The following is a 20,037-nucleotide window of genomic DNA, read 5'->3' as shown; positions in this document are numbered from 1 at the left end:
TCTAACTATGCTTTATCTTCTTTATACAAACTAGGTAAGCTTATTTTCAACCTCACAGCTAAAAGCCGAATAACAATTACAACTACTCCTGCTATTACAAACACAAAGTTAGAATCGGTTAAAAACTCACTAAGCAAGAAATAAGTAAGTCCACCCAAAATACAAGCTGTTGCATAAATTTCTTTTCTAAAAATCACAGGTATTTCGTTACATAAAATATCTCTTATCACACCACCAAAGCAAGCTGTCATGGTTCCTAGCGCAATACAAATTATAGGATGCAAACCAATGGTTATACCTTTTTCAATTCCAACCACAGTGTAAAGTCCAATACCAATAGTATCAAACAAAAAAAGTGACGTTCTTAAATAGTTAATATAGTTTTTAAAAAGAATAGCAAATAAGGTTGCTCCTAAAATAACATACACGTAAGTCATATTAATCATCCAAGACACAGGAGTTTGCCCAATAAGTGTATCTCTTAAAGTTCCACCACCTACAGCAGTTACAAATGCTATAATAAGCACTCCAAATGGATCCATTCTTTTATTCATAGCGACTAAAACACCTGAAATAGCAAAAGCAATAGTACCTAGTATGTCAATAACCTGAAAAAACATTACATGCTTTGTGTATAGTAGTTATAGTCTTTAAGTATGGTATCAATAAATTCAATATCGTTACCATTCACTTCTTTAATATCTATAACTTCAATTATTTTCTTACGCAGCTTTATAAGCGTTGTGTAGTCTTTGGCTGCTTTGGCAGTTATAAAAGTGTCTTTGATAATACGTGCATCATTATCAGACAATTTAATAACCGAAGGATATGTTGGTGTGTAAGTATCTTCTAAATCTTCAAGAATAGTATGACTGATATTTACATTATTCTTTAATGAAATTACCGATGTACCAGCAGCCATATCTCCTAAACGTTGACTTTTTTTACTAGTTACAATAGAGATTAAAGCGACAAAGCCAATAAAAAGCATATCAATTGATCTTAATGACCATCTCATTAAAAAATCAGGAAAAGATGCCTGATAACCGTCAATTTTGACAACTTTAACTTTCATAACCTTCTTACCCACTGTTTGCCCATCAAAAATTGACTCTAACGTTAGAGTGTAAAACAAAACTGGGATAGAAAAAATAGCAATCACAGCATTTTTAGACCAACCATCTAAGTCATCATAAATCGAATTAAAATCAAGAAGATCAAATATCACGTAACCAAACCCAACAAAATATGCGACTTTTATGATAAGGTCAATAATATATGACAAAATTCGCTCACCAACACTAGCTGCTGTGAAATTTATATTTACATTTTGAGTGGTGTTTATTTGTAACTCTACCATTTATTACTTTAATTTGATAGCTTATGAGAGAAGTTGCATTTATTAAACAAAATAAAGAAAAATGGCTCAATTTTGAAAAGGCTATTTTTGGAAAAACCCTTAAAAATCCTGATGAACTCGCATCACTTTATATACACTTAGTAAACGATCTTTCGTATGCTCAAACTTACTATCCCAAAAGTAAAACAATTCTTTATTTAAACAACTTAGCCGCCAAAGCTTTTCAAAAAATTTATAAAACCAAGCGCGAAGACACTAATCGATTTGTGCATTTTTGGAAAATTGAAGTTCCGCTAATTGTTTACCAATACAGACGTTATGTGCTTTATGCCTTTTTAATTTTTGCTTCGTTTGTGGCTATTGGAGTGCTATCTTCTGCAAACGATGATGGTTTTACTAGACTTATTTTGACCGATGGTTATGTAAACCAAACTAAAGAAAACATTGAAAATGGAAACCCATTAGCTATTTATGGCACTAATACCACTTGGGGAACATTTTTAGGTATTCTCTATCATAATTTAAGAGTTGCTATAAACAATTATTTTTGGGGAATTTTTGGTGGAATTGGTTCTATTATTATCTTGATGTACAATAGCATAATGGTAGGTACATTTCAACATATGTTTTATGAATTTGGTACTTTTTGGGAGAGTGTGAGAGGTATTTGGATACATGGAACTTTTGAAATTTTTTCAATGGTAATAGAAGCTGCAGCAGGACTAATTTTAGGAGCGAGCATTTTATTTCCAAAAACATATTCAAGACTAACCTCTTTTATAAATGGCTTTAAAGATTCATTTAAAATTTTTCTAAGTACTATCCCTTTTACTGTTGTTGCTGCTTTTTTAGAGGGTTATGTTACACGACACTATAATACTATGCCCAATTGGTTATCAGTAGGAATTATATTAGTTACCCTTTTTATAATTTCTTACTACTATTTGGTTTACCCTTTCATTTTAAACAAAAAACTTAAATCAACTTATGGAACTATATAAATCTAGAGGCTTTGGTGAATTCTTTCAAGACACTTTTGCATTTTTAAAGCAAAGCGGAAAACACCTTTTTAAGCAATTTTTTATAGTAAATGGAATTTTCCTCATCATACTTATGGTATTGGGTTACTTTTTTTCAAAGTTTTATACTGATATCGTTTTTGGAGGATTAATGTCTAATAATCCATCTGTGGTTGATGATTACATGAATGAAAACATGGGAATTTTTATAGTACTCATTATTTTGTTTTGTACTGTTGGATTAATTGCTGGTGTTGTCTCCTATTCGTTCGTTCCTATCTATTTAAAATTATACAGCGAACGTGGTGGCTCTAACTTTGAAACACGTGATATTGTTGACTTATATAAAAAACATATTGGTAAAATATTCATTTTTCTGGTATGTGCTATTTTAGTTAGTATTCCTTTAATGATTGTTTGCGGAGTAGCCATGTTTCTTCTAGTAATTACAATTATTGGTATGCTGCTTTTACCACTTGTTATTGGTTTTGTAGCGTTGTTTTATCAGTCTACTCTTATAGAATATATTGAAGACAAAAAAGGTATTTGGGAATGTTTTGGATATGCTTGGACCTTAATAAGCTCAAAATTTTGGGCTGCAATAGGTAGCGTTGGTATCTTTTTCTTAATGAGCTACATTGTACAAAACATTATTGCTTTAATACCTTACATTTTTGGTATGGCAAGCTTATTTACTACCATAGAACAAGGAGACACTATGAATAACCCACAGGAAATTGCTGGTACAATGACAGTAATGATGATTGCAATTTTCTTATTAACCTTTTTAGTAAGCTCAATACTAAATGTAATTGTTCAACTTAACCAAGGTATTGTGTTTTACAGTTTAAAAGAAGACAATGAAAATATAAACACCAAAAGCATTATTGATCAAATTGGTTCTGGTGAATAAATTCTTATTTATACATATTATCCTTTTCTACTTTGGGTCATTAACAACAATGTTTGGAATTTCTGCTTCTGAAACTGCGTCTGATTCTTTAGTAACTGACAATTCGCCTATTGAAAAACGTCATTTTGAAGAGTTAACCGATAAGTATTCTGGTAACGATTACATTTATGAACGCACAGTAGAACAGTCTGGTTGGTGGACTCGATTTAAACAATGGTTAAGCGATTTGTTTCAAAAACTATTTAATTTAAGTGGTGATGGGCAAGCATCGTCATTTACCGAGGTTGCTTTAAAAATTTTCTATGTGGTCGTTTTTCTACTGGTAGTGTATTTTATTTTTAGAGCAATTATCAACAAAGAAGGCACTTGGGTGTTTGGAAAATCTTCTGAAAAAAATATTGTTCCGGTTACTGATATTGAAAACAACATTCACGTAGCCGATTTTAAATCGCTTATTGAAATTGCTGAAAGTGAAAAGAATTACAGACTTGCAGTCCGTTATTATTACTTATGGTTGTTACGATCGTTAACCAATGCGCAACTTATTGATTACGATGTAGAAAAAACCGACAGCGACTATCTGTACGAATTACAATCAAAAACCAATAGAGATCAATTTTCTTACACCTCTTACTTATATAATTACATTTGGTATGGTGAGTTTGATGTCAACACACAACAGTTTGACAAAGCTAAACATGCATTTACAACCTTTATAAACAACGTAAAAGCATGAACAAAACCATAAAAATATACATAGGTCTTTTAGTTTTACTTTTTGTAGGAGCTATAATTGTTGAGTTTTCTACTCCTCCACCAGTAAACTGGACTAAAACCTATAACGAAAATCAAAAAATACCATATGGTACTTATATTTTACACAGCGAATTGGAAACCCTTTTTCCAACCAGTAAAGTGCATGATATAAAGGTTACACCTTATGAGTATTTTGACGATTACTACAGTTGGGAAGATAGCACCTATCTTACTGCTGGAAACTTTATTCAAATTAATGAGTTCTCTCCTACCGATGATGTTTCAGCTCAAGAATTATTGGATTTTGCGTCCTTTGGAAATTCCATTTTCATGTCAACCAGTTATCCTCCAAGGACATTTTTTGACAGTTTAGGTTTTCAAACTGACAACGATTATAGTTTTAAAGGTGCTGCAAATTTAAGTTTTGCAAATCCTAGGCTTAAACAGGATTCTATATCCATACAAAAAGGTATGAGCAACATCTACTTTTCAGAATTAGATACTGTTTACACAACCGTTCTAGGCTATCAAAAGTTTGACTCATTACAACAACGTGTCAATTTTATAAAAGTAAACTGGGGAAAAGGCAATATCTTTTTACACTTGCAGCCTGTAGTTTTTACCAACTACCATTTACTCAAAAAAAATAATAAGAAGTATGCAGCTGCTGCATTGTCTTACTTACCTGACGACACTATTTATTTTGACTCAAAAAATAAGTTTGGTAAAGATTTAGGAAGTTCGCCATTACGATTTATTTTAAGTCAACCACCTTTACGCTATGCTTGGTATTTAGCACTATTGTCTATATTTTTATTTATGATTTTTAATGCAAAACGAAAACAACGTGTTGTAAAAGTGATAAAACCATTAGAAAATACAACTGTAGCCTTTACAAAAACTATAGGAAACCTATATTACGAAACAAAAGACCACGACAATCTTGTCAATAAAAAAATAACTTACTTTTTAGAACATATAAGGCGTGTGTATTATTTAGACACACAAGTATTGGATAAAAAGTTTGTAAAGTCTTTAGTCTTAAAATCAGGAAAAGACGAAAGCGAAACTCAAAAACTCATCAACCTTATTGCACATTTAAAAGCAAAACCTAGTTGCAATGAAGATGATTTACTCAATTTAAATAAAGCAATAGAAGATTTTTATACCAAATAATTATGGAGCACGAAAACGAAAATCAAGACGAGCAATTACAACCTCAACAAGATGAGCAAACCACTCAACAACCTGTTGAAAACGCTATTACAGAAGACGAAAACATTAGTTTTAAAAACCGAATAGACCTTAGCGAGTTACAAGAAGGTATTGCATCAATAAAGCAAGAAATAAGTAAAGTTATTGTAGGTCAAAAAGGAATGATAGACATGCTTTTGGCGTCGTTATTAGCAAATGGACATTCGCTTATTGAAGGTGTTCCTGGTGTTGCAAAAACCATTTCAGCTAAACTATTAGCAAAGTCATTGGATATTGGGTTTAGTCGTATTCAATTTACACCAGACCTTATGCCTAGTGATATTTTAGGAACTTCGGTTTTTGATATGAAATCATCAGAATTTCAGTTTAAAGAAGGTCCAATATTTTCGAATATGATTTTAATTGACGAAATCAATCGTGCACCAGCAAAAACACAAGCTGCGCTTTTTGAGGTTATGGAAGAACGCCAAATTACTATAGATGGTAATAAATATAAAATGGATTTACCTTTTATTGTTTTAGCAACTCAAAACCCAGTAGAACAAGAAGGGACTTACCGCTTACCAGAAGCGCAATTAGACCGTTTTTTATTTAAAATAGATGTAGATTATCCTAACCTTGATGAAGAAGTTGAAATCCTTAACAGAGAACAAGCGCTTAAAGGCGATTTAAAAACCGATAAGGTAACGTCTCATCTTAACAAAGCACAAATTAAAAAGTTTCAGGATATTGTTAACCAAATCATTATAGAAGAGCATTTGGTAAAATACATTGCAAATATTATTGTAAACACACGTAACAATCCGTTTTTATATTTAGGAGCTTCACCAAGAGCATCTATAGCAATACTAAAAGCAAGTAAAGCATTTGCTGCTATTGCTGGACGAGATTTTGTAACTCCTGAGGACATTAAAAAAGCGGCAACTCCTGTATTACAACACAGAGTAATTGTAACTCCTGAACGCGAAATGGAAGGTATTACCACAAAACAAATTATTAATCAAATTATTGAAGCTGTAGAAATACCAAGATAATGCTTAAACGCCTAAAACCGTTTTACATACAAAACCGATTTTTTTATGCCTGCTTAGGTATAATACTGCTATTTATTGTCAGTTTTATTTTCCCAAGACTGTTCAATATTGTTAAGCTTTTGGTATTGTTATTAGTCGCATTAACCATTTTGGACACCTTACTGTTATTTATGGCAAAACGAGGTGTTGTTGGTAACCGTTTACTTCCTGAAAAATTCTCAAATGGTGACCAAAACGCTATTGAACTTACGTTGGAAAATTTCTACACCTTTCCTGTAAATGTTAGAGTTATTGATGAAATTCCTGTGCAATTCCAAGTTAGAAACTTTAATATTGAACGACGTTTAAAAGCATCTAGTGTTTCAAAACTACAGTATGAATTGCGTCCTGTTGAACGTGGCGAATATCATTTTGGAAAACTAAACATATATGCTTCATCTGTTTTTGGTTTAGTTGCAAGACGCTTTGTAAGTGCCGAAAACAAAATGGTACCAACCTACCCTAGCTTTATGCAATTGCGCAAATACGATTTGTTGGCAATTAGCAACAACCTGCATCAATATGGTATAAAAAAGATTAGAAAAATTGGTCATACCATGGAGTTTGAGCAGATTAAGGAGTATGTTTTAGGAGACGATTTACGCACTATAAACTGGAAAGCTACAGCTAAGACCAATCAGTTAATGGTTAATCAGTTTCAGGATGAAAAATCGCAACCTGTATATTCGGTAATTGACAAAGGACGTGTTATGAAAATGCCTTTTGATGGTTTAACCTTATTGGATTATGCTATCAATGCTTCTTTGGTAATTTCTAATGTAGCTCTAAAAAAGCAAGATAAAGCAGGTATTTTGGCTTTTTCTAAAAAGGTTGAAAACATTGTTGTTGCCGAACGTAGAACGTCGCAAATGAATCTTGTTTTAGAAACTCTTTACAATGTAAGAACCGATTATTTTGAAAGTGATTACGGAAGACTTTATGCTGATGTAAAACGAAACATTAACCAAAGAAGTTTGATGTTGTTGTATACCAATTTTGAAACTTTAGATGGATTACACAGACAACTTCCCTACTTAAAAGGTATTGCTAAAAACCATCTTTTGGTAGTTATTTTCTTTAAGAACACTGAATTAAACACGCTTATAGAAGACAAGGCAGAAACAGTACAGCAGGCTTATGACAAAGTCATAGCTGAGAAATTTGCTTACGAAAAACGACTGATTGTAAGTGAGCTTCAAAAGTATGGCATACAAAGCATACTTACAGCTCCAGAAGATTTAACCATAAACACTATTAACAAATACCTTGAGATTAAAGCGAGAGGATTATTGTAGAAAGATTACTCATTTACCAATACAAACGAAACATTAAATTAGGTGTTAATCCTAATGAAAACTTATCTATTCGTTCGATTTCATTTTCAAAATCGTTATTACCTATATATTCTCTATTAATGAGATTATTTTGGTTGTAAATATTACGAATAGACAAACCTACTTTTCCTTTAAGCTTATTTCGATTTGAAAAACTAAAATCATAAGTTGATGAAAAATCTAAACGATGGTAATTTGGTAAGCGTTCAGTATTAATTCCTTCATTAAACTCATATCCATCTTCGGTTACAGTTGATGCAGTAAACGGTTTTCCTGTTTGCCAACGCCAACCTAATGCCATTTGAAAATCAGATAATTTATAGCTTACAGCAGCTGTTACAGCATGTAAAACGTTTGACCTTGATGTAAACGCTCTTTCATCATTAAGGTTTTCATACTTGCTTCTAGAGTGATTAAACCCATAACCAATCCATGAATTAATCTTGTTATAACGCTTTTTCAAAAAAACATCTACTCCTACCACATCACGCTCACCAATATTGTATTGACTGTTTTCAGGATTAAGAAAACCAAAAGATAAAGCTGTAATATTATCCATAGTTTTATAGTAGCCATCAACATCAAGCATCCAACCTTTATTTTCATATATGAATCCCAAAGATGCTTGTTTACTATTTATAATTGGAAATTCCTTTCCATTAGCCAAACGCCAAAGTCGGTTTTCCAAAGACAAGTCACTTATAACCGTTTCATCTATTTCACTTAAAATTTGATGTTTAACTTCACCTGACAGTTGAAGCGTTAAGTTTTTTAGGAGTGTTTTGTAAAGCAAGAGTCTTGGTTCTAATCTAAAAGCATCCAACTCCTCATAATACGTAGCTCTTGCTCCTATGGACACATTAAAAAGCTTAGGGTTTTTATAATCGTAGTTGGTGTAAACACTATGAGTTTGAATTTTTGAATCGTCTTGATCCAGAATAAACTCAAGATTAGCTGTGTTCTTAAAAATATATCCAACATCCTTAAGCACATATTGATAACCTAAAGTTAGGTCTTGCTGAGAATTTAGTTGATATTGTATTTCTGTTGAAATCCCAGAATCATAAATAACATTGCGTTTTTCAAAATTGGATTGTTCTTCTTCATCTTCAAAAGTGATATAATTATAATCAAGCTCATATTCTGAAAAAAAGAGATTAGTAACTTGTTTCAACTTGGGTTGCCATTGAGCTTCCCATCCTAAACCATAACCTGAATTTGAGATTTGCATTACATCGTTGAACATTTTATTATCAGTACCAGAAACCGTATAATCCAACTCATTGTTTATAGAAATTATACTAGCAAAAATGCTATGTTTTGTATTGGGTTTAAAATTTAATTTTACATTGTAATCCAAAAAGCTAAAGTCGTTGTTAGAGTTTTCAACATCGCTAATTTTTGTGCTTTCAAAAACTTTTTTTGCCAATTGATCAAAAGTGTAGGATTGATATAAATTTGTGTAACTCGATCTTATTGAGGCTTGAACAGCTAACTTATTTTCAATAAGAGGCATTTCTAAAAACGCATCGGTATGAATACCATTTAATCCTATTTGTGCTTTAGTTGTATTTGCTACAGATTTGGTTGTTGACATATTAATAACACTCGAAGCGCGTTCACCATAACGTGGATGAGACCCTTTATTGATAAATTCGATTTCATCTGTAGCATACGAATTAAAAGGTGATAACATTCCAAACAAATGTCCTTTGTGATACATGTTGATACCATCCCAAATCACTCTATTTTGATCTAGTTTTCCTCCTCTTACAATAAGTCCTGAAGCTGTTTCATTAGGACTAATTACACCAGGTAATAATTGAATACTTTCTAATACATCTGGCTCAGTTAAACCAGGAAGAACACCCAAACGTTTAGGTTTAATTTTAAAAGAAGCATTCTCTTGTTTTGAAATTCCTTGCGTGAGATAACTAGTAATTACAATTCGTTCAAGTTTTTGAAGTTGCAAAGAACTTTCAATACTATGAACTATAATGTAACGTTTATTTATAAATTCAAAAGAAAGAGATAGTTGATTTTCAACAATAGAAAGTAAATCAGTTAGTGCTAAATACTGTGGTGTAATTGTAATACTTTTTCCTGAAGTCAATTGTGCATCATAAGACAATCTAATATTGTAAGTATGCTCTATAGTTTCAAAGGCAGATGCTAGTGGTTCTTCATTAAAACCAATGTAAAATTTAGCCTCTTCTTGCGAAAAGGCCAAATAAGACAATAGCATCATAAAGTAAACAATTATATTTTTCACTTCACTCCTAAATAGATAGTTTCTTTTTCTTTTTCATTATAAGGTATACCTAGCGATTTAAAAACAGTTTGCAATGCTATATTAATATCATTGTGAGGAAAACTTCCTGTAAATTCAATGTTGTCATTTATTTTTGAGGAATTAATAGTAATATCATATTGAGATTCTAAGGCTGAAATAACATACTTTAACGGTACATTTTTAAAGCTACTTTCACCATGAATCCAACTTGGATTAAGGTCGGCAACATTCCACTGCTCCAAATCATTTCCGTTAATGCGTCTTAGACTATTAGAAGGCAATAACACTACAGACTTCTCTTTACTCTCTACACGTACTTTACCTTCGTAACATACCACTTCAAACAAATCTAAATTTGTATTTACATTAAATTGTGTACCTAAAACCTGTACTGTTCCATTTGCGGTTTCAACAGTAAAAGTGCTTCCCTTTTGAACTTTAAAGTACGCTTCTCCATTGAGTTGAAGTGTTCTGTTTTTAGACCAATTCTTTTCGTTATAGCTTATGGTAGATTTGGAATTTAAAATAACTTCAGAACCATCTAAAAGTGCAATAGTTTTTTGTTCGCCAAAATTTGTTTCAACTAAAATTGTATCATTATCTAACAAAAAGAAAATTCCTAATAACACCACAACAGAAGCCGCAATACCCAACCACCAACGTTGAGTTCCCAACTGCCTTACCTTAACAGGCTTTTTATGAGATATTTGCTCTTGTATTTTAGCAAAAGTTGAATCGGTTTCAGCATTCAAATCAGCATAAGTATTAATACCCTTACGCAGCTTTAAAAAGGCTTTAAAATCAGCTTCAGACACCATTTCTTTTAACTGCTCATCTGAGATATCTCCAGCCAACCATTGTGCTAAATACGTATTGTTTGTGTTATGTAAATCTTGTTCTTTCATTATTTCAACTGTATATATGACAACTCACTTTTGTTATACCCTACTTTTTTTTAAAAAAATTAAATATTACCTATATTTTCTCGCATTACTAATAAGGCTGCGTGCATACGCTTTTCAACAGCTTTAACAGAAATATCAATTTGTTCAGCAATTTCTTTATAGGTCTTTTTTTCTATTCTATTAAGTAAAAACACTTCCTTTTGTTTCTCTGGTAATGCTTGTATAGTACGTTCTAATTTTTCCATAAACTCTTTTTCTAGTAAAATAAATTCAGGCGATTCGTTAGATTGATGACTCGACACACTATTTTGATGTTTTTGTACCACCTTATCGTGTTTTACCATATTTAAAAACGTATTTGAAGCTACTGAATAAATATAACTTTTCACTTTTTCAATATTGACTTTACTACAATTTTCCCAAAGTTTTACAAACGTTTCCTGAACGATATCTTCAGTTTTGTCCATATCCTGAGTTTTGAAAAACACAAAGTGTCTCAAATCTTTTGCATATTTTTGGTACAGATCCTTAAAAGTGTCTGACTTACAAATTGGGTGTTGGTTTTTTGACATTCACGAATAATTAAATCGGTGTGCTCAAAACTAAATAAAAAAAAATTGAGTAAAAAAGTAGGGTATTTTTTTTGTGCGTTGTCTTAGGTATGATTAATCGCTAAAAAAAATATGAACCAAAAATTTCTATGATGAAACATTTTAAATTATTATTTGTCAGTTTTGCTCTTGTTACAGGATTATTTACATCTTGTTCTAAAAACGAGCCAATTTCAGAAGAATTAAATATTCAAAAAACCGAAGCTATAACACTATCATTAAATAGGTTGTCTCAACAATTTAATAGTGATGGAAATGTAACTGCTTCAGGAAACCCTTCAGGTAACATAGTATTCGATTTCGGTTTTGATTTTGTATATCCTTTACACTTGTCTTTTAACAATAACAGTTCTGTTTACGTTAACAGTTTAGACGATTTAATTGAAATCTTAATCAATTCGTCAACCAATTTATACATTGATGGTATTCAATTTCCTTTTAATGTTGAAGTCTATGACGAAAATTCAAATTCAATAGTTGTAATTACTATTAATTCTGAAGCAGAGTTTTATGATTTGATAGAGAGCTTAGATTGGGATGACCAAGATGAGTGCGATTGTTACCAAAACTACAACCCTATTTGTGTTGAAGTTACTGATGTTGCAGGCGTTGTTTTTACAGTAACTTACCCTAATTCTTGCTATGCAATTTGTGATGGTTTTGATGCAGATGATTTTATTGATAGTTGTGAAGGAGATTACAATGGAAATACTACTTATGAGTGCTTTACGTTCAATTTCCCAATTTCAGTTATTACAGATCAAAACCTAACTATTACTGTAAATTCACAAGAGGAGTTAAACACTGCTGTTTACAACTCTTTCTACTTCGGGTTTGTATATCCTTTTAATGTAACTACTGAAGAAGGTGATGTAGAAACTATTGAAAACCAAGAGAGTTTTAATGATTTACTAGAAGACTGTTATGATGACCTTACAGATGATTGTGAGTGTTACCAAGACTATAACCCTGTTTGTGTTCAAATTGAAACACCAACTGGAAATTTAGAAATAATAGAATTTGACAATGAATGCTACGCTATTTGCGAAGGGTTTAGTGCAGAAGATTTTGTGAATTGCGAAATTGATGATGAATGCGACTGTGATGATGAAGAAAACATTACTGTTTGTGTTGAAGTGGAAGTTGATGGACAAATAGAAATATACAGTTTTTTAAATGCGTGTTTAGCTGAATGTGAAGGATATACTGAAGCAGACTTTGTAGATTGTTCAGGAAACACTGATTGCACAACAGAAAATGTTGTTATAATTCTGTTAGAATGCCCATGGACTTTAAACGGAACAACAACTTACGAGTTTAATTCTGATAATACAGTAGAAATAACTGGTTCTGGACTTTCAACCACAGGAGAATGGTCTATAGAAATGAGCAATGATGGTTATCCTATTGTAAGTATTATTTCAGACATTGGTAACTTTAGTGATGATTGGCACTTTGTGGATTGCAATCAAGTAAATAGTTTAACCGTAACAAGCTCAGTAAATCCAGCAGCTGAAATCTTATTAAACTGTGATTAATAGCGCTGATATATTAAGTTTTAAACCAAAAAAGCCACTCTATCGAGTGGCTTTTTGCTATTAATCAATTAACAAACGGTTAGATTGATTCGTCTAACCAAGCTTTCATCATCCAAACAGTTTTTTCCTGTTCAGTAATAAAATCACTCATCATCGAGTTTGTACCTTCATCATTAGCTTCATCAGAAGCATCTAATATGTTTCTTTCAATCTTTAATAATTCGGTTAATGAATCCACAATTAATCGTACTGCTTTTTCATCTTGAGAAACATTTTTCCCAACTGGCACCTTAGCGTTCTTAGTATAATCTTCAAACGTATGTAAAGGTGTTGTCCCTAAAGTAAGAATACGCTCTGCAATTTCATCAACCTTTAAGTTGGCGTCAGTGTATAATTCTTCAAACTTAACGTGTAAATCAAAAAAGCGTTTCCCTTTAATATTCCAGTGAATTCCTCTTAAATTTTGATAATATATTTGAAAATTTGCTAGCAAAATGTTTAAATCATTAGCAATTTCTTGTGTTTTCTTGGTTTCTAAACCTATACTATTTAAAGTCATAATTTACTGTTTTTTAATTCATTACAAATTTAAATTATAATTAACACAATCAGCTATAGAATTAATTGATAGTTTTTATATTTTTATAGCTAAAATTAATTAAATGACCATAACACAATTACATTACGTCTTAGCAATTGCTGAACATAAAAACTTTACTAAGGCTGCTGAAAAGTGCTTTGTAACCCAACCAACGCTAAGTACTCAAATACAAAAACTCGAAGAAGAACTTGATGTTTTAATATTTGACAGAAGTAAAAAACCTATTGAACTTACTGATGTAGGAAGAAAAATTGTGCATCAAGCCAGAAATATTGTTAACGAATCTGATAGGATACAAGATATTGTTGACCAACAAAAAGGGTTTATTGGAGGCGAATTTAAACTTGGAATGATTCCAACCATAATGCCTACATTATTGCCAATGTTTTTAAAAACATTCATTAAAAAATTCCCTAAAGTAAAACTTAAAATTGAAGAGTTAACGACTGAAGAAATTATAGAGCGTATAAACGAAGGTCACCTAGATGCTGCTATTGCTGCAACACCTCTTGAGGACGAAACCATAAAAGAACGTGTACTCTATTACGAGCCTTTTGTTGGTTACATACCTAGTAGTCATAGATTACATGAAAAGAAAAACATTGAAGTTTCTGATCTTGAAATTGACGATATGCTACTTCTTGAAGATGGTCATTGCTTTAGAGATGGTGTTATTAATCTTTGTAAAGTATTAAAAAACAATACCGATGAACATTTTCAGTTAGAAAGTGGTAGTATTGAAACCTTGATAAAACTATCAAACGAAGGTTTAGGAATGACGCTTTTACCTTATTTACATACTATGGAGCTTAATGATAACCTAAAACAAAACTTACATCATTTTGTAGAGCCAAGTCCAGCAAGAGAAGTGAGCATCATTTATCATAAAAGCGAGCTTAAACTCCAAATTATTGATGCACTACACAATGTAATTTCAGGAATTATAAGAGGTGCTATTGCATTTCAAAATGTTGAAATCATAAGTCCTTTAGCTGTTAAAGAAACAAAAAGAGCGGTTTAAAACCGCTCTTTTTTTTGAATTATAGTTTGTAGTTTAAATAGACTGAAAACCTATTTTTGGCTTCTACGTTTCCACCAAAAAAATCTTGATGTATTGGTAGTGTATACTGCAACCCTAGTTGAAAATCTTTTAAATTAAACTCTGACCCTAATGAGCAGTTGTACAAATGTCCATTAGTATCCGCTAAAGTTTCACCATATTGTTCAATTGAATCATAAACATCTCCTGAAATACCTACAAAAGGTGAAATATCCATTTTTTTGGTTTTCAGTTTATAAAACAAATTTGAGCTAACACTAAATTGATTACCAAACCTGTATTCATTTTTATTTTCAGATTTTAAGTAATATGCAAAAGTAGTATTGAGTCCTAAATTATTATTTCCGTAGTTATACATAACAGTCGCAATAGCATCCCAACTTCCTGTTCCTACCTGAAAACCAGGATTTACTCTATCAGTCAATTCTTCTTCAAACTTACCTATTGGCGCTTTAACACCCAATCCAAAATTAAACGAATGTCCTGTAAGTTCTTTATTAGTACTAAAATCTATAGCCTCTTTATTTTCGCTGTTACTCTTATAGATTTTTAAATTATACCAACCTATAAGTGTCATATCTCCTACACCATTAATCGACTCGGTATTGCCTTGAAACTTTCTGCTTAAATCTTGATACGGAATTATCGCGCTTACGTAAAATGATTTTCCTAACGGAACTCTAGCCCAAAGTTGATAAGTATTAAATTGCTCTTCACTAGTAGGCGAATTATCAAAAATTCCGTTTTTAGATTCGTACGTTTGATAAATGTATCGCAACCCAACAAAACTAGTCATTTGCAAATCGCCAAACGAAGCGCTACCACTACTTGTTGTGCATCCACACAAGTCGCAACTATAACTGTTTGTAAAGCTAATAATAGCGAGTATTAAAAGTATTGTTTTAGTATTCTGAAAATCTTTCATCGTTTAAAAATTCATTATCTGTGAGTGTTTTTAAAAAAGCTATTAGGCTTTCTTTTTCATAAGTATTTAGGCTTATTCCCAAAGTGCCATCATCACGTTGAAAGATAGGATCTACATTTCCATTATCTACCATTCCAGAGTCGTAAAAATTAAGCACAGCCTCTAAGGTTGAAAATCGACCATCGTGCATATAAGGGAAAGACACTTCAACGTTTCTTAAACTTGGTACCTTAAACTTATATAAATCGTCTGGGTTTTCTAACACATTATATCGACCTAAATCATTAAGCTGCGGGTTTACAGGCAAGCCATTATTTCTGTAGGTTTGGTCTGTAAATAAATCGGTAGCATGACATGAAGCGCATTTATTTTGAAACGTAGCACGACCATCTTGTTCAATTTGAGAAAGCATTACTCCATCTTCATTTCTAATGTATTTATCATATTTAGAATTTGATGAAATCATGGTAATCATAAACTGAGACAAGGCTTTAAGCATATTTGCGCTATTAACTTCACCATCTTGAAACGCCTTTCTAAATTGTTGCCTGTAATAAGGTTCTGCATTAAGTTTTTCAACCACATTACTCAATGTTTCACCCATTTCTAGTTCGCTAGTTAATGGAATTATAGGTTGCAAATCTAAATGAGAAGCTGCTCCATCCCACATAAATTCGTTTTGAAATGCTAAATTTTGAATAGGTTGTGCATTTCTAAATCCAATACCTCCATTAACACCATGACTTAGTGTGTGCCCATGATGCGTAAACGCAAAAGCTTGCTCATGGCAAAACGCACAAGGTATGGCATCATTTGCAGATAGTTTTCCTTCGTAAAACAAACGCTTACCCAGTTCTACTCCTGCTTCGGTTAATGGATTATTATCTAAGTTGTAAGCCATATCAGGAAAATTTGATGGCATTTCTACAACCACAGGAACAGGCACGTATGTTTCTGTACTATCGGATTTTGAACAACTAAAAACTAGCGTACCCAAAATCACTAATACTGAAAATTTAGTCTTCATAATTAGTATTATAAACACTCAAGAAGGTTTTTAGGCCTTCTTGAGTTACTATATTTTACTCATTATGTACGTGGTGTACACTAAAAGCATTTTGAAAATTATTTGCAATAACTGTTGTAGTTGTAGCATCAGTATGAACTTGACTATAACCGTTAGACAATTCTACTGAAGTTTCTCCATCAAATACCTTAGCAATATCAGCAACAATATGTACTTGAGGTGTAGTAGTTTCTCTTACTCTTACTGTATTTGGAAACTGTAGTGTAATTTCTCTATAATTATCTAATGAAGTACCAACACTTCCCATGTGAATATTTAATGCTTCGTCAGTTACTGTAGTTGATGAAAACGTACCATCAAACCTCATAAACCTATAACCTGTTGCCCAAGACCACATCATTCCTGCTTCTTCGGCTTGTGTTAAAAAATCACCTTGACCTTCAGCTCCTAAAGCATAACGGTCTTGGTCTATACCTAAACCAAAAGTAATTTCGGTATAGTTTGCAGCATCTACATTATCTAAATCTATATAAATTTCTCCAGCATTATTCCCTTCAGCTTCATCTACGATAAACACATTATCTGCAGAAGGATATGTAAACGTGTTACCGTTTTCGTCTTTTACCCTTACATTACTAATAATATATTTAAGAGTTTCCAACTTATATGACTCTGCACTTGACTTGTTGTAGCTAGTGCCAAAAATAAAGTCTTGATCACCTACTCCATTATCAAATTTTAGAGTTAATGTACCTGTTTGTCCTGTTAAATCTTCAGAGTTAGAATCGTCGTCAGAAGAGCATGACGATAGTGTTGCACATAAAAGTAGTGCAAATGTATATTTTAAAATTTTCATTTGTTTTAATTTAATATTCGTGTGCTGTTAATGGCAAGCACAGTTAAGCCTTGTATAAAAAACCGATATTAAACTTTAACAAATAGGAGGTTTATAGATACTGTAATCTATAAGGTGAGAATAATTATTTACGTAGTAGATGGGTTGTTTAGCTTTAAAAAACACAAGCTTTGAAAGCGTTATTTCTTCATTAGCTATTTGTTGAACAAAAACCGGATAAAATGCTTCAAACACCATTTGATGCGATTTACCTTTACCTGAATCGTTACTTGCCTTTTGAATTTGTGTAGCTAAATGACATTTACCATTACACTGTAGCTCTGGTTTGTCTTTATTAATACAATAGGTTTCAATAATGTAATCAATATTTAACTCATAGTATAATACTTGTCCAACATAATACATTGGTCGCAATGCAAACGAAAGAAGTAATATGGTTAAATATAGCTTTTTCAGGTCTTATATAATTTTCTACAAAGATAACACCAATATTCTACTATCAAGCTCTTTTTTACAAAAATAAAGCGACCATTTGGTCGCTTTATGTCAAGGTTTTAAATATATTAAACATTGATTTAATTCTGGGTTCTGTAGTACAAGTGATTGAATATAAATTCTTAACTCTTCAATTTCATAAGGTAATAATCGTTGAACAGCTTTTTGTACTTCTTTACAGAACAACGAAGCATCAAAACTAACTTTATTAAGTACCGTTTTGGTGTACTCAAACATTGCTCTTGCCATTTGTAATTTTAGGTTTTAGGGTTAGGTAGTTGTATTGTATAGGCTTAAAGTGTTTTTGTTTTTACATTCCTAAAGTACTAAAAAAATCGATTAGTTGTTTTAGTTAAACAAAATTTTAACACTAAAAATCCCTCATTAAATATAACTCAATACGTTAACGTTTAGAACCTATTGTCACCATCAAGTAAGTCTCCTAAACCACCAAGAATACTACCTTCTCCTTTACTTTTGCCACCAGATCTTGGTGCTGAAGCTAGTACTCTACCTGCTAATCTACTAAAAGGTAAAGATTGTATGTATACTGTTCCAGGTCCTTGTAGTTTAGCAAAAAACAAACCTTCACCTCCAAATACCGTATTTTTTATACCTCCTACAAACTCAATATCATAATCTACATCTTGAGTAAAACCTACTAAGCAACCTGTATCTACTCTTAGAGATTCTCCTGCTTTTAATTCTTTTCTAGCCATAGTACCACCAGCATGAACAAACGCCATACCATCTCCTTCAAGTTTTTGCATTATAAATCCTTCGCCACCAAAAAGTCCTCTACCTAATTTCCTTGAAAACTCAATACCAACGCTTACACCTTTTGCTGCACAAAGAAAAGCGTCTTTTTGACAGATGAACTTGCCTCTAAACTCCGTTAAATCTATTGGGATGATTTTACCAGGATAAGGTGATGCAAAACTCACATTGCGTTTACCTGAAAGGTTGTTATAAAACGCAGTCATAAACAAGCTTTCTCCTGTAAGTATACGTTTTCCTGCTCCAAGGATTTTACCTAAAAAACCAGTGTCTTTTTGTGAACCGTCTCCAAAAATGGTTTCCATTTTAATACCATCATCCATCATCATAAAACTTCCTGCTTCGGCTATTACACCTTCTTGTGGATCTAGTTCTATTTCTACGAATTGCATTTCTTCTCCGTAGATTCTGTAGTCTATTTCGTGTGCTGTCATTATATTGTGTTTTTAATTGATTTATAAATTAGTTGATGTATTATCTGTTTTGTTACAAATAGTTTTATAAAGGCCTCATTACATGAAATTTACAAAAATTCTCTACTCTTAATCAAAGATATTAAAACATAACAAACTAAAAACAAACAACTTACAAGTAAGCAGTTAAAATATTGCATCTATTTTATTCTGCTTTTCTTGGATATAAAAACTCAACTTTGGCATTTATTATTCTTTCTATATCATTCAAATTTAACTGAAACCAATATTCTTGTTTTTCTATATAATAACTGAAACAAAATTCCATTTCAGTTGTATCAAACCCACCATGATACCTTTCTGTTTGAAATTCATCTGAACTCTCAATTTCAGCCCATTGATTTATATTTAAATTTCTAGCCAAAATACTTTCGCAAATTTTTTTAAACTGTTCATCTACCTGAATTTTGATTAAGTCTGATTCATTTCCATAATAGTCATAGTAATGTTGAGCAAATTCTGTCTTCATTATTTTACTATTAATTCCGCCAAACTGAATTTCAAAATCGTTTCCTTTTTCCATTCCGCTAATTGCGCCTCCCCAACCAACTAGTTCTGTTCTGTTTTCAAGATAAACTTTCAATTTAGGGATCACCTGAGTATCAATAAATTTATATTCTTTATCGTCTTGATTTATTGTTACTTTATGCTGTTGACAATGATTTTTAAACAAGTTATATGGTGAGTCTACATTTTCAAAATTAATTTTTCCATAAACAACTCCCATTGGAGTATCAGCAAATTCAAAAGCAGTTGTTCCTATTTTAATTCCACTTAATTGTATTTCGTAAATTTTTTTCAAATTA

General features: G+C 31.8%; 21 protein-coding genes. 8 read left to right on the top strand and 13 right to left on the bottom strand.

The features are described from left to right. Positions 1-5 precede the first annotated feature (5 nt). Together ABD011_RS07750 and ABD011_RS07745 are read right to left on the bottom strand one after the other, a co-directional pair. A complete protein-coding gene (locus ABD011_RS07750; RefSeq protein WP_343797186.1) occupies positions 6-620 on the bottom strand; it encodes a trimeric intracellular cation channel family protein in 615 nt (204 codons plus the stop codon). Next, a complete protein-coding gene (locus tag ABD011_RS07745) occupies positions 620-1,360 on the bottom strand; it encodes an RDD family protein (RefSeq protein ID WP_343797184.1) in 741 nt (246 codons plus the stop codon). Before ABD011_RS07745 ends, ABD011_RS07750 begins: the two co-directional genes overlap by 1 nt. A 23-nt stretch (positions 1,361-1,383) precedes the next feature. On the opposite strand from ABD011_RS07745, the gene ABD011_RS07740 reads away from it, so the two are divergent. The 6 genes from ABD011_RS07740 to ABD011_RS07715 are packed head-to-tail and all read left to right on the top strand — an operon-like array spanning position 1,384 to position 7,631. Further along, entirely contained in the window at positions 1,384-2,361 is a 978-nt protein-coding gene (locus tag ABD011_RS07740; protein ID WP_343797181.1) for a stage II sporulation protein M, read from the top strand. Then, the gene (locus ABD011_RS07735) at positions 2,348-3,292 is read left to right on the top strand and encodes a hypothetical protein (RefSeq protein WP_343797179.1); all 945 of its coding nucleotides are present in this window, start codon (positions 2,348-2,350) and stop codon (positions 3,290-3,292) included. Before ABD011_RS07740 ends, ABD011_RS07735 begins: the two co-directional genes overlap by 14 nt. 49 nt (positions 3,293-3,341) lie before the next feature. Further along, positions 3,342-4,028, top strand: a complete 687-nt coding sequence (locus ABD011_RS07730) for a DUF4129 domain-containing protein (RefSeq protein ID WP_343797177.1) — start codon at positions 3,342-3,344, stop codon at positions 4,026-4,028. Beyond that, the gene (locus ABD011_RS07725; protein ID WP_343797175.1) at positions 4,025-5,224 is read left to right on the top strand and encodes a DUF4350 domain-containing protein; all 1,200 of its coding nucleotides are present in this window, start codon (positions 4,025-4,027) and stop codon (positions 5,222-5,224) included. The genes ABD011_RS07730 and ABD011_RS07725 overlap by 4 nt, the downstream gene beginning before the upstream one ends. A 2-nt stretch (positions 5,225-5,226) precedes the next feature. Further along, on the top strand, positions 5,227-6,297 hold the full coding sequence (locus ABD011_RS07720; RefSeq protein WP_335974904.1) for an AAA family ATPase: 1,071 nt from the start codon (positions 5,227-5,229) through the stop codon (positions 6,295-6,297). Then, positions 6,297-7,631: a DUF58 domain-containing protein gene (locus ABD011_RS07715; RefSeq protein ID WP_343797171.1), complete on the top strand. Its 1,335-nt coding sequence runs from the start codon at positions 6,297-6,299 to the stop codon at positions 7,629-7,631. The genes ABD011_RS07720 and ABD011_RS07715 overlap by 1 nt, the downstream gene beginning before the upstream one ends. Positions 7,632-7,644: 13 nt before the next feature. Here ABD011_RS07715 and ABD011_RS07710 read toward each other — a convergent pair whose 3' ends face one another. The 3 genes from ABD011_RS07710 to ABD011_RS07700 are packed head-to-tail and all read right to left on the bottom strand — an operon-like array spanning position 7,645 to position 11,440. After that, complete coding sequence (locus tag ABD011_RS07710) at positions 7,645-9,918, bottom strand: TonB-dependent receptor plug domain-containing protein (RefSeq protein ID WP_343797169.1); 2,274 nt, start codon at positions 9,916-9,918, stop codon at positions 7,645-7,647. A gap of 20 nt (positions 9,919-9,938) precedes the next feature. Continuing rightward, positions 9,939-10,868, bottom strand: a complete 930-nt coding sequence (locus tag ABD011_RS07705; protein ID WP_343797167.1) for a FecR family protein — start codon at positions 10,866-10,868, stop codon at positions 9,939-9,941. A 59-nt stretch (positions 10,869-10,927) separates the two neighbouring features. Beyond that, entirely contained in the window at positions 10,928-11,440 is a 513-nt protein-coding gene (locus ABD011_RS07700) for an RNA polymerase sigma factor (RefSeq protein WP_343797165.1), read from the bottom strand. 131 nt (positions 11,441-11,571) lie between these two features. Between ABD011_RS07700 and ABD011_RS07695 the strand changes: the two genes are divergently transcribed. After that, positions 11,572-13,017 (top strand): hypothetical protein, encoded by a 1,446-nt coding sequence (locus ABD011_RS07695; RefSeq protein WP_343797163.1) that lies wholly within the window; start codon positions 11,572-11,574, stop codon positions 13,015-13,017. A gap of 79 nt (positions 13,018-13,096) precedes the next feature. Here the strand turns inward: ABD011_RS07695 and ABD011_RS07690 are convergent, their stop codons facing one another. Continuing rightward, positions 13,097-13,576: a Dps family protein gene (locus tag ABD011_RS07690; protein WP_262732701.1), complete on the bottom strand. Its 480-nt coding sequence runs from the start codon at positions 13,574-13,576 to the stop codon at positions 13,097-13,099. Positions 13,577-13,679: 103 nt separating this feature from the next. Here ABD011_RS07690 and ABD011_RS07685 point away from each other — a divergent pair, with 103 nt between their 5' ends. Continuing rightward, the gene (locus ABD011_RS07685; protein ID WP_343797160.1) at positions 13,680-14,639 is read left to right on the top strand and encodes a LysR substrate-binding domain-containing protein; all 960 of its coding nucleotides are present in this window, start codon (positions 13,680-13,682) and stop codon (positions 14,637-14,639) included. A 19-nt stretch (positions 14,640-14,658) separates the two neighbouring features. Here the strand turns inward: ABD011_RS07685 and ABD011_RS07680 are convergent, their stop codons facing one another. The 7 genes from ABD011_RS07680 to ABD011_RS07650 all read right to left on the bottom strand — a co-directional run bounded on the left by ABD011_RS07680 (position 14,659) and on the right by ABD011_RS07650 (position 20,033). Further along, positions 14,659-15,603 (bottom strand): transporter family protein, encoded by a 945-nt coding sequence (locus ABD011_RS07680; RefSeq protein WP_343797158.1) that lies wholly within the window; start codon positions 15,601-15,603, stop codon positions 14,659-14,661. Next, a complete protein-coding gene (locus ABD011_RS07675) occupies positions 15,581-16,630 on the bottom strand; it encodes a cytochrome-c peroxidase (RefSeq protein ID WP_343797156.1) in 1,050 nt (349 codons plus the stop codon). The genes ABD011_RS07680 and ABD011_RS07675 overlap by 23 nt, the downstream gene beginning before the upstream one ends. A 55-nt stretch (positions 16,631-16,685) precedes the next feature. After that, positions 16,686-17,486 carry an MbnP family protein gene (locus ABD011_RS07670; RefSeq protein WP_343797154.1) on the bottom strand — a complete coding sequence of 267 codons (801 nt, stop codon included), beginning with the start codon at positions 17,484-17,486 and terminating at the stop codon, positions 16,686-16,688. Positions 17,487-17,561: 75 nt separating this feature from the next. Then, the gene (locus ABD011_RS07665) at positions 17,562-17,891 is read right to left on the bottom strand and encodes a hypothetical protein (protein ID WP_134200343.1); all 330 of its coding nucleotides are present in this window, start codon (positions 17,889-17,891) and stop codon (positions 17,562-17,564) included. Between the two features lie 141 nt (positions 17,892-18,032). Continuing rightward, positions 18,033-18,230, bottom strand: a complete 198-nt coding sequence (locus tag ABD011_RS07660; protein ID WP_129760530.1) for a hypothetical protein — start codon at positions 18,228-18,230, stop codon at positions 18,033-18,035. A gap of 161 nt (positions 18,231-18,391) precedes the next feature. Then, positions 18,392-19,192: a TIGR00266 family protein gene (locus ABD011_RS07655; RefSeq protein ID WP_129760529.1), complete on the bottom strand. Its 801-nt coding sequence runs from the start codon at positions 19,190-19,192 to the stop codon at positions 18,392-18,394. 184 nt (positions 19,193-19,376) lie between these two features. Next, the gene (locus ABD011_RS07650) at positions 19,377-20,033 is read right to left on the bottom strand and encodes a hypothetical protein (protein ID WP_343797151.1); all 657 of its coding nucleotides are present in this window, start codon (positions 20,031-20,033) and stop codon (positions 19,377-19,379) included. Positions 20,034-20,037: the final 4 nt, after the last annotated feature.

This window comes from Gaetbulibacter jejuensis, assembly GCF_039524015.1.
Taxonomy (GTDB): domain Bacteria; phylum Bacteroidota; class Bacteroidia; order Flavobacteriales; family Flavobacteriaceae; genus Gaetbulibacter_B; species Gaetbulibacter_B jejuensis.
Note: the sequence above shows the minus strand (reverse complement) of the source record. Positions and strands in the feature narration are given on the sequence as shown.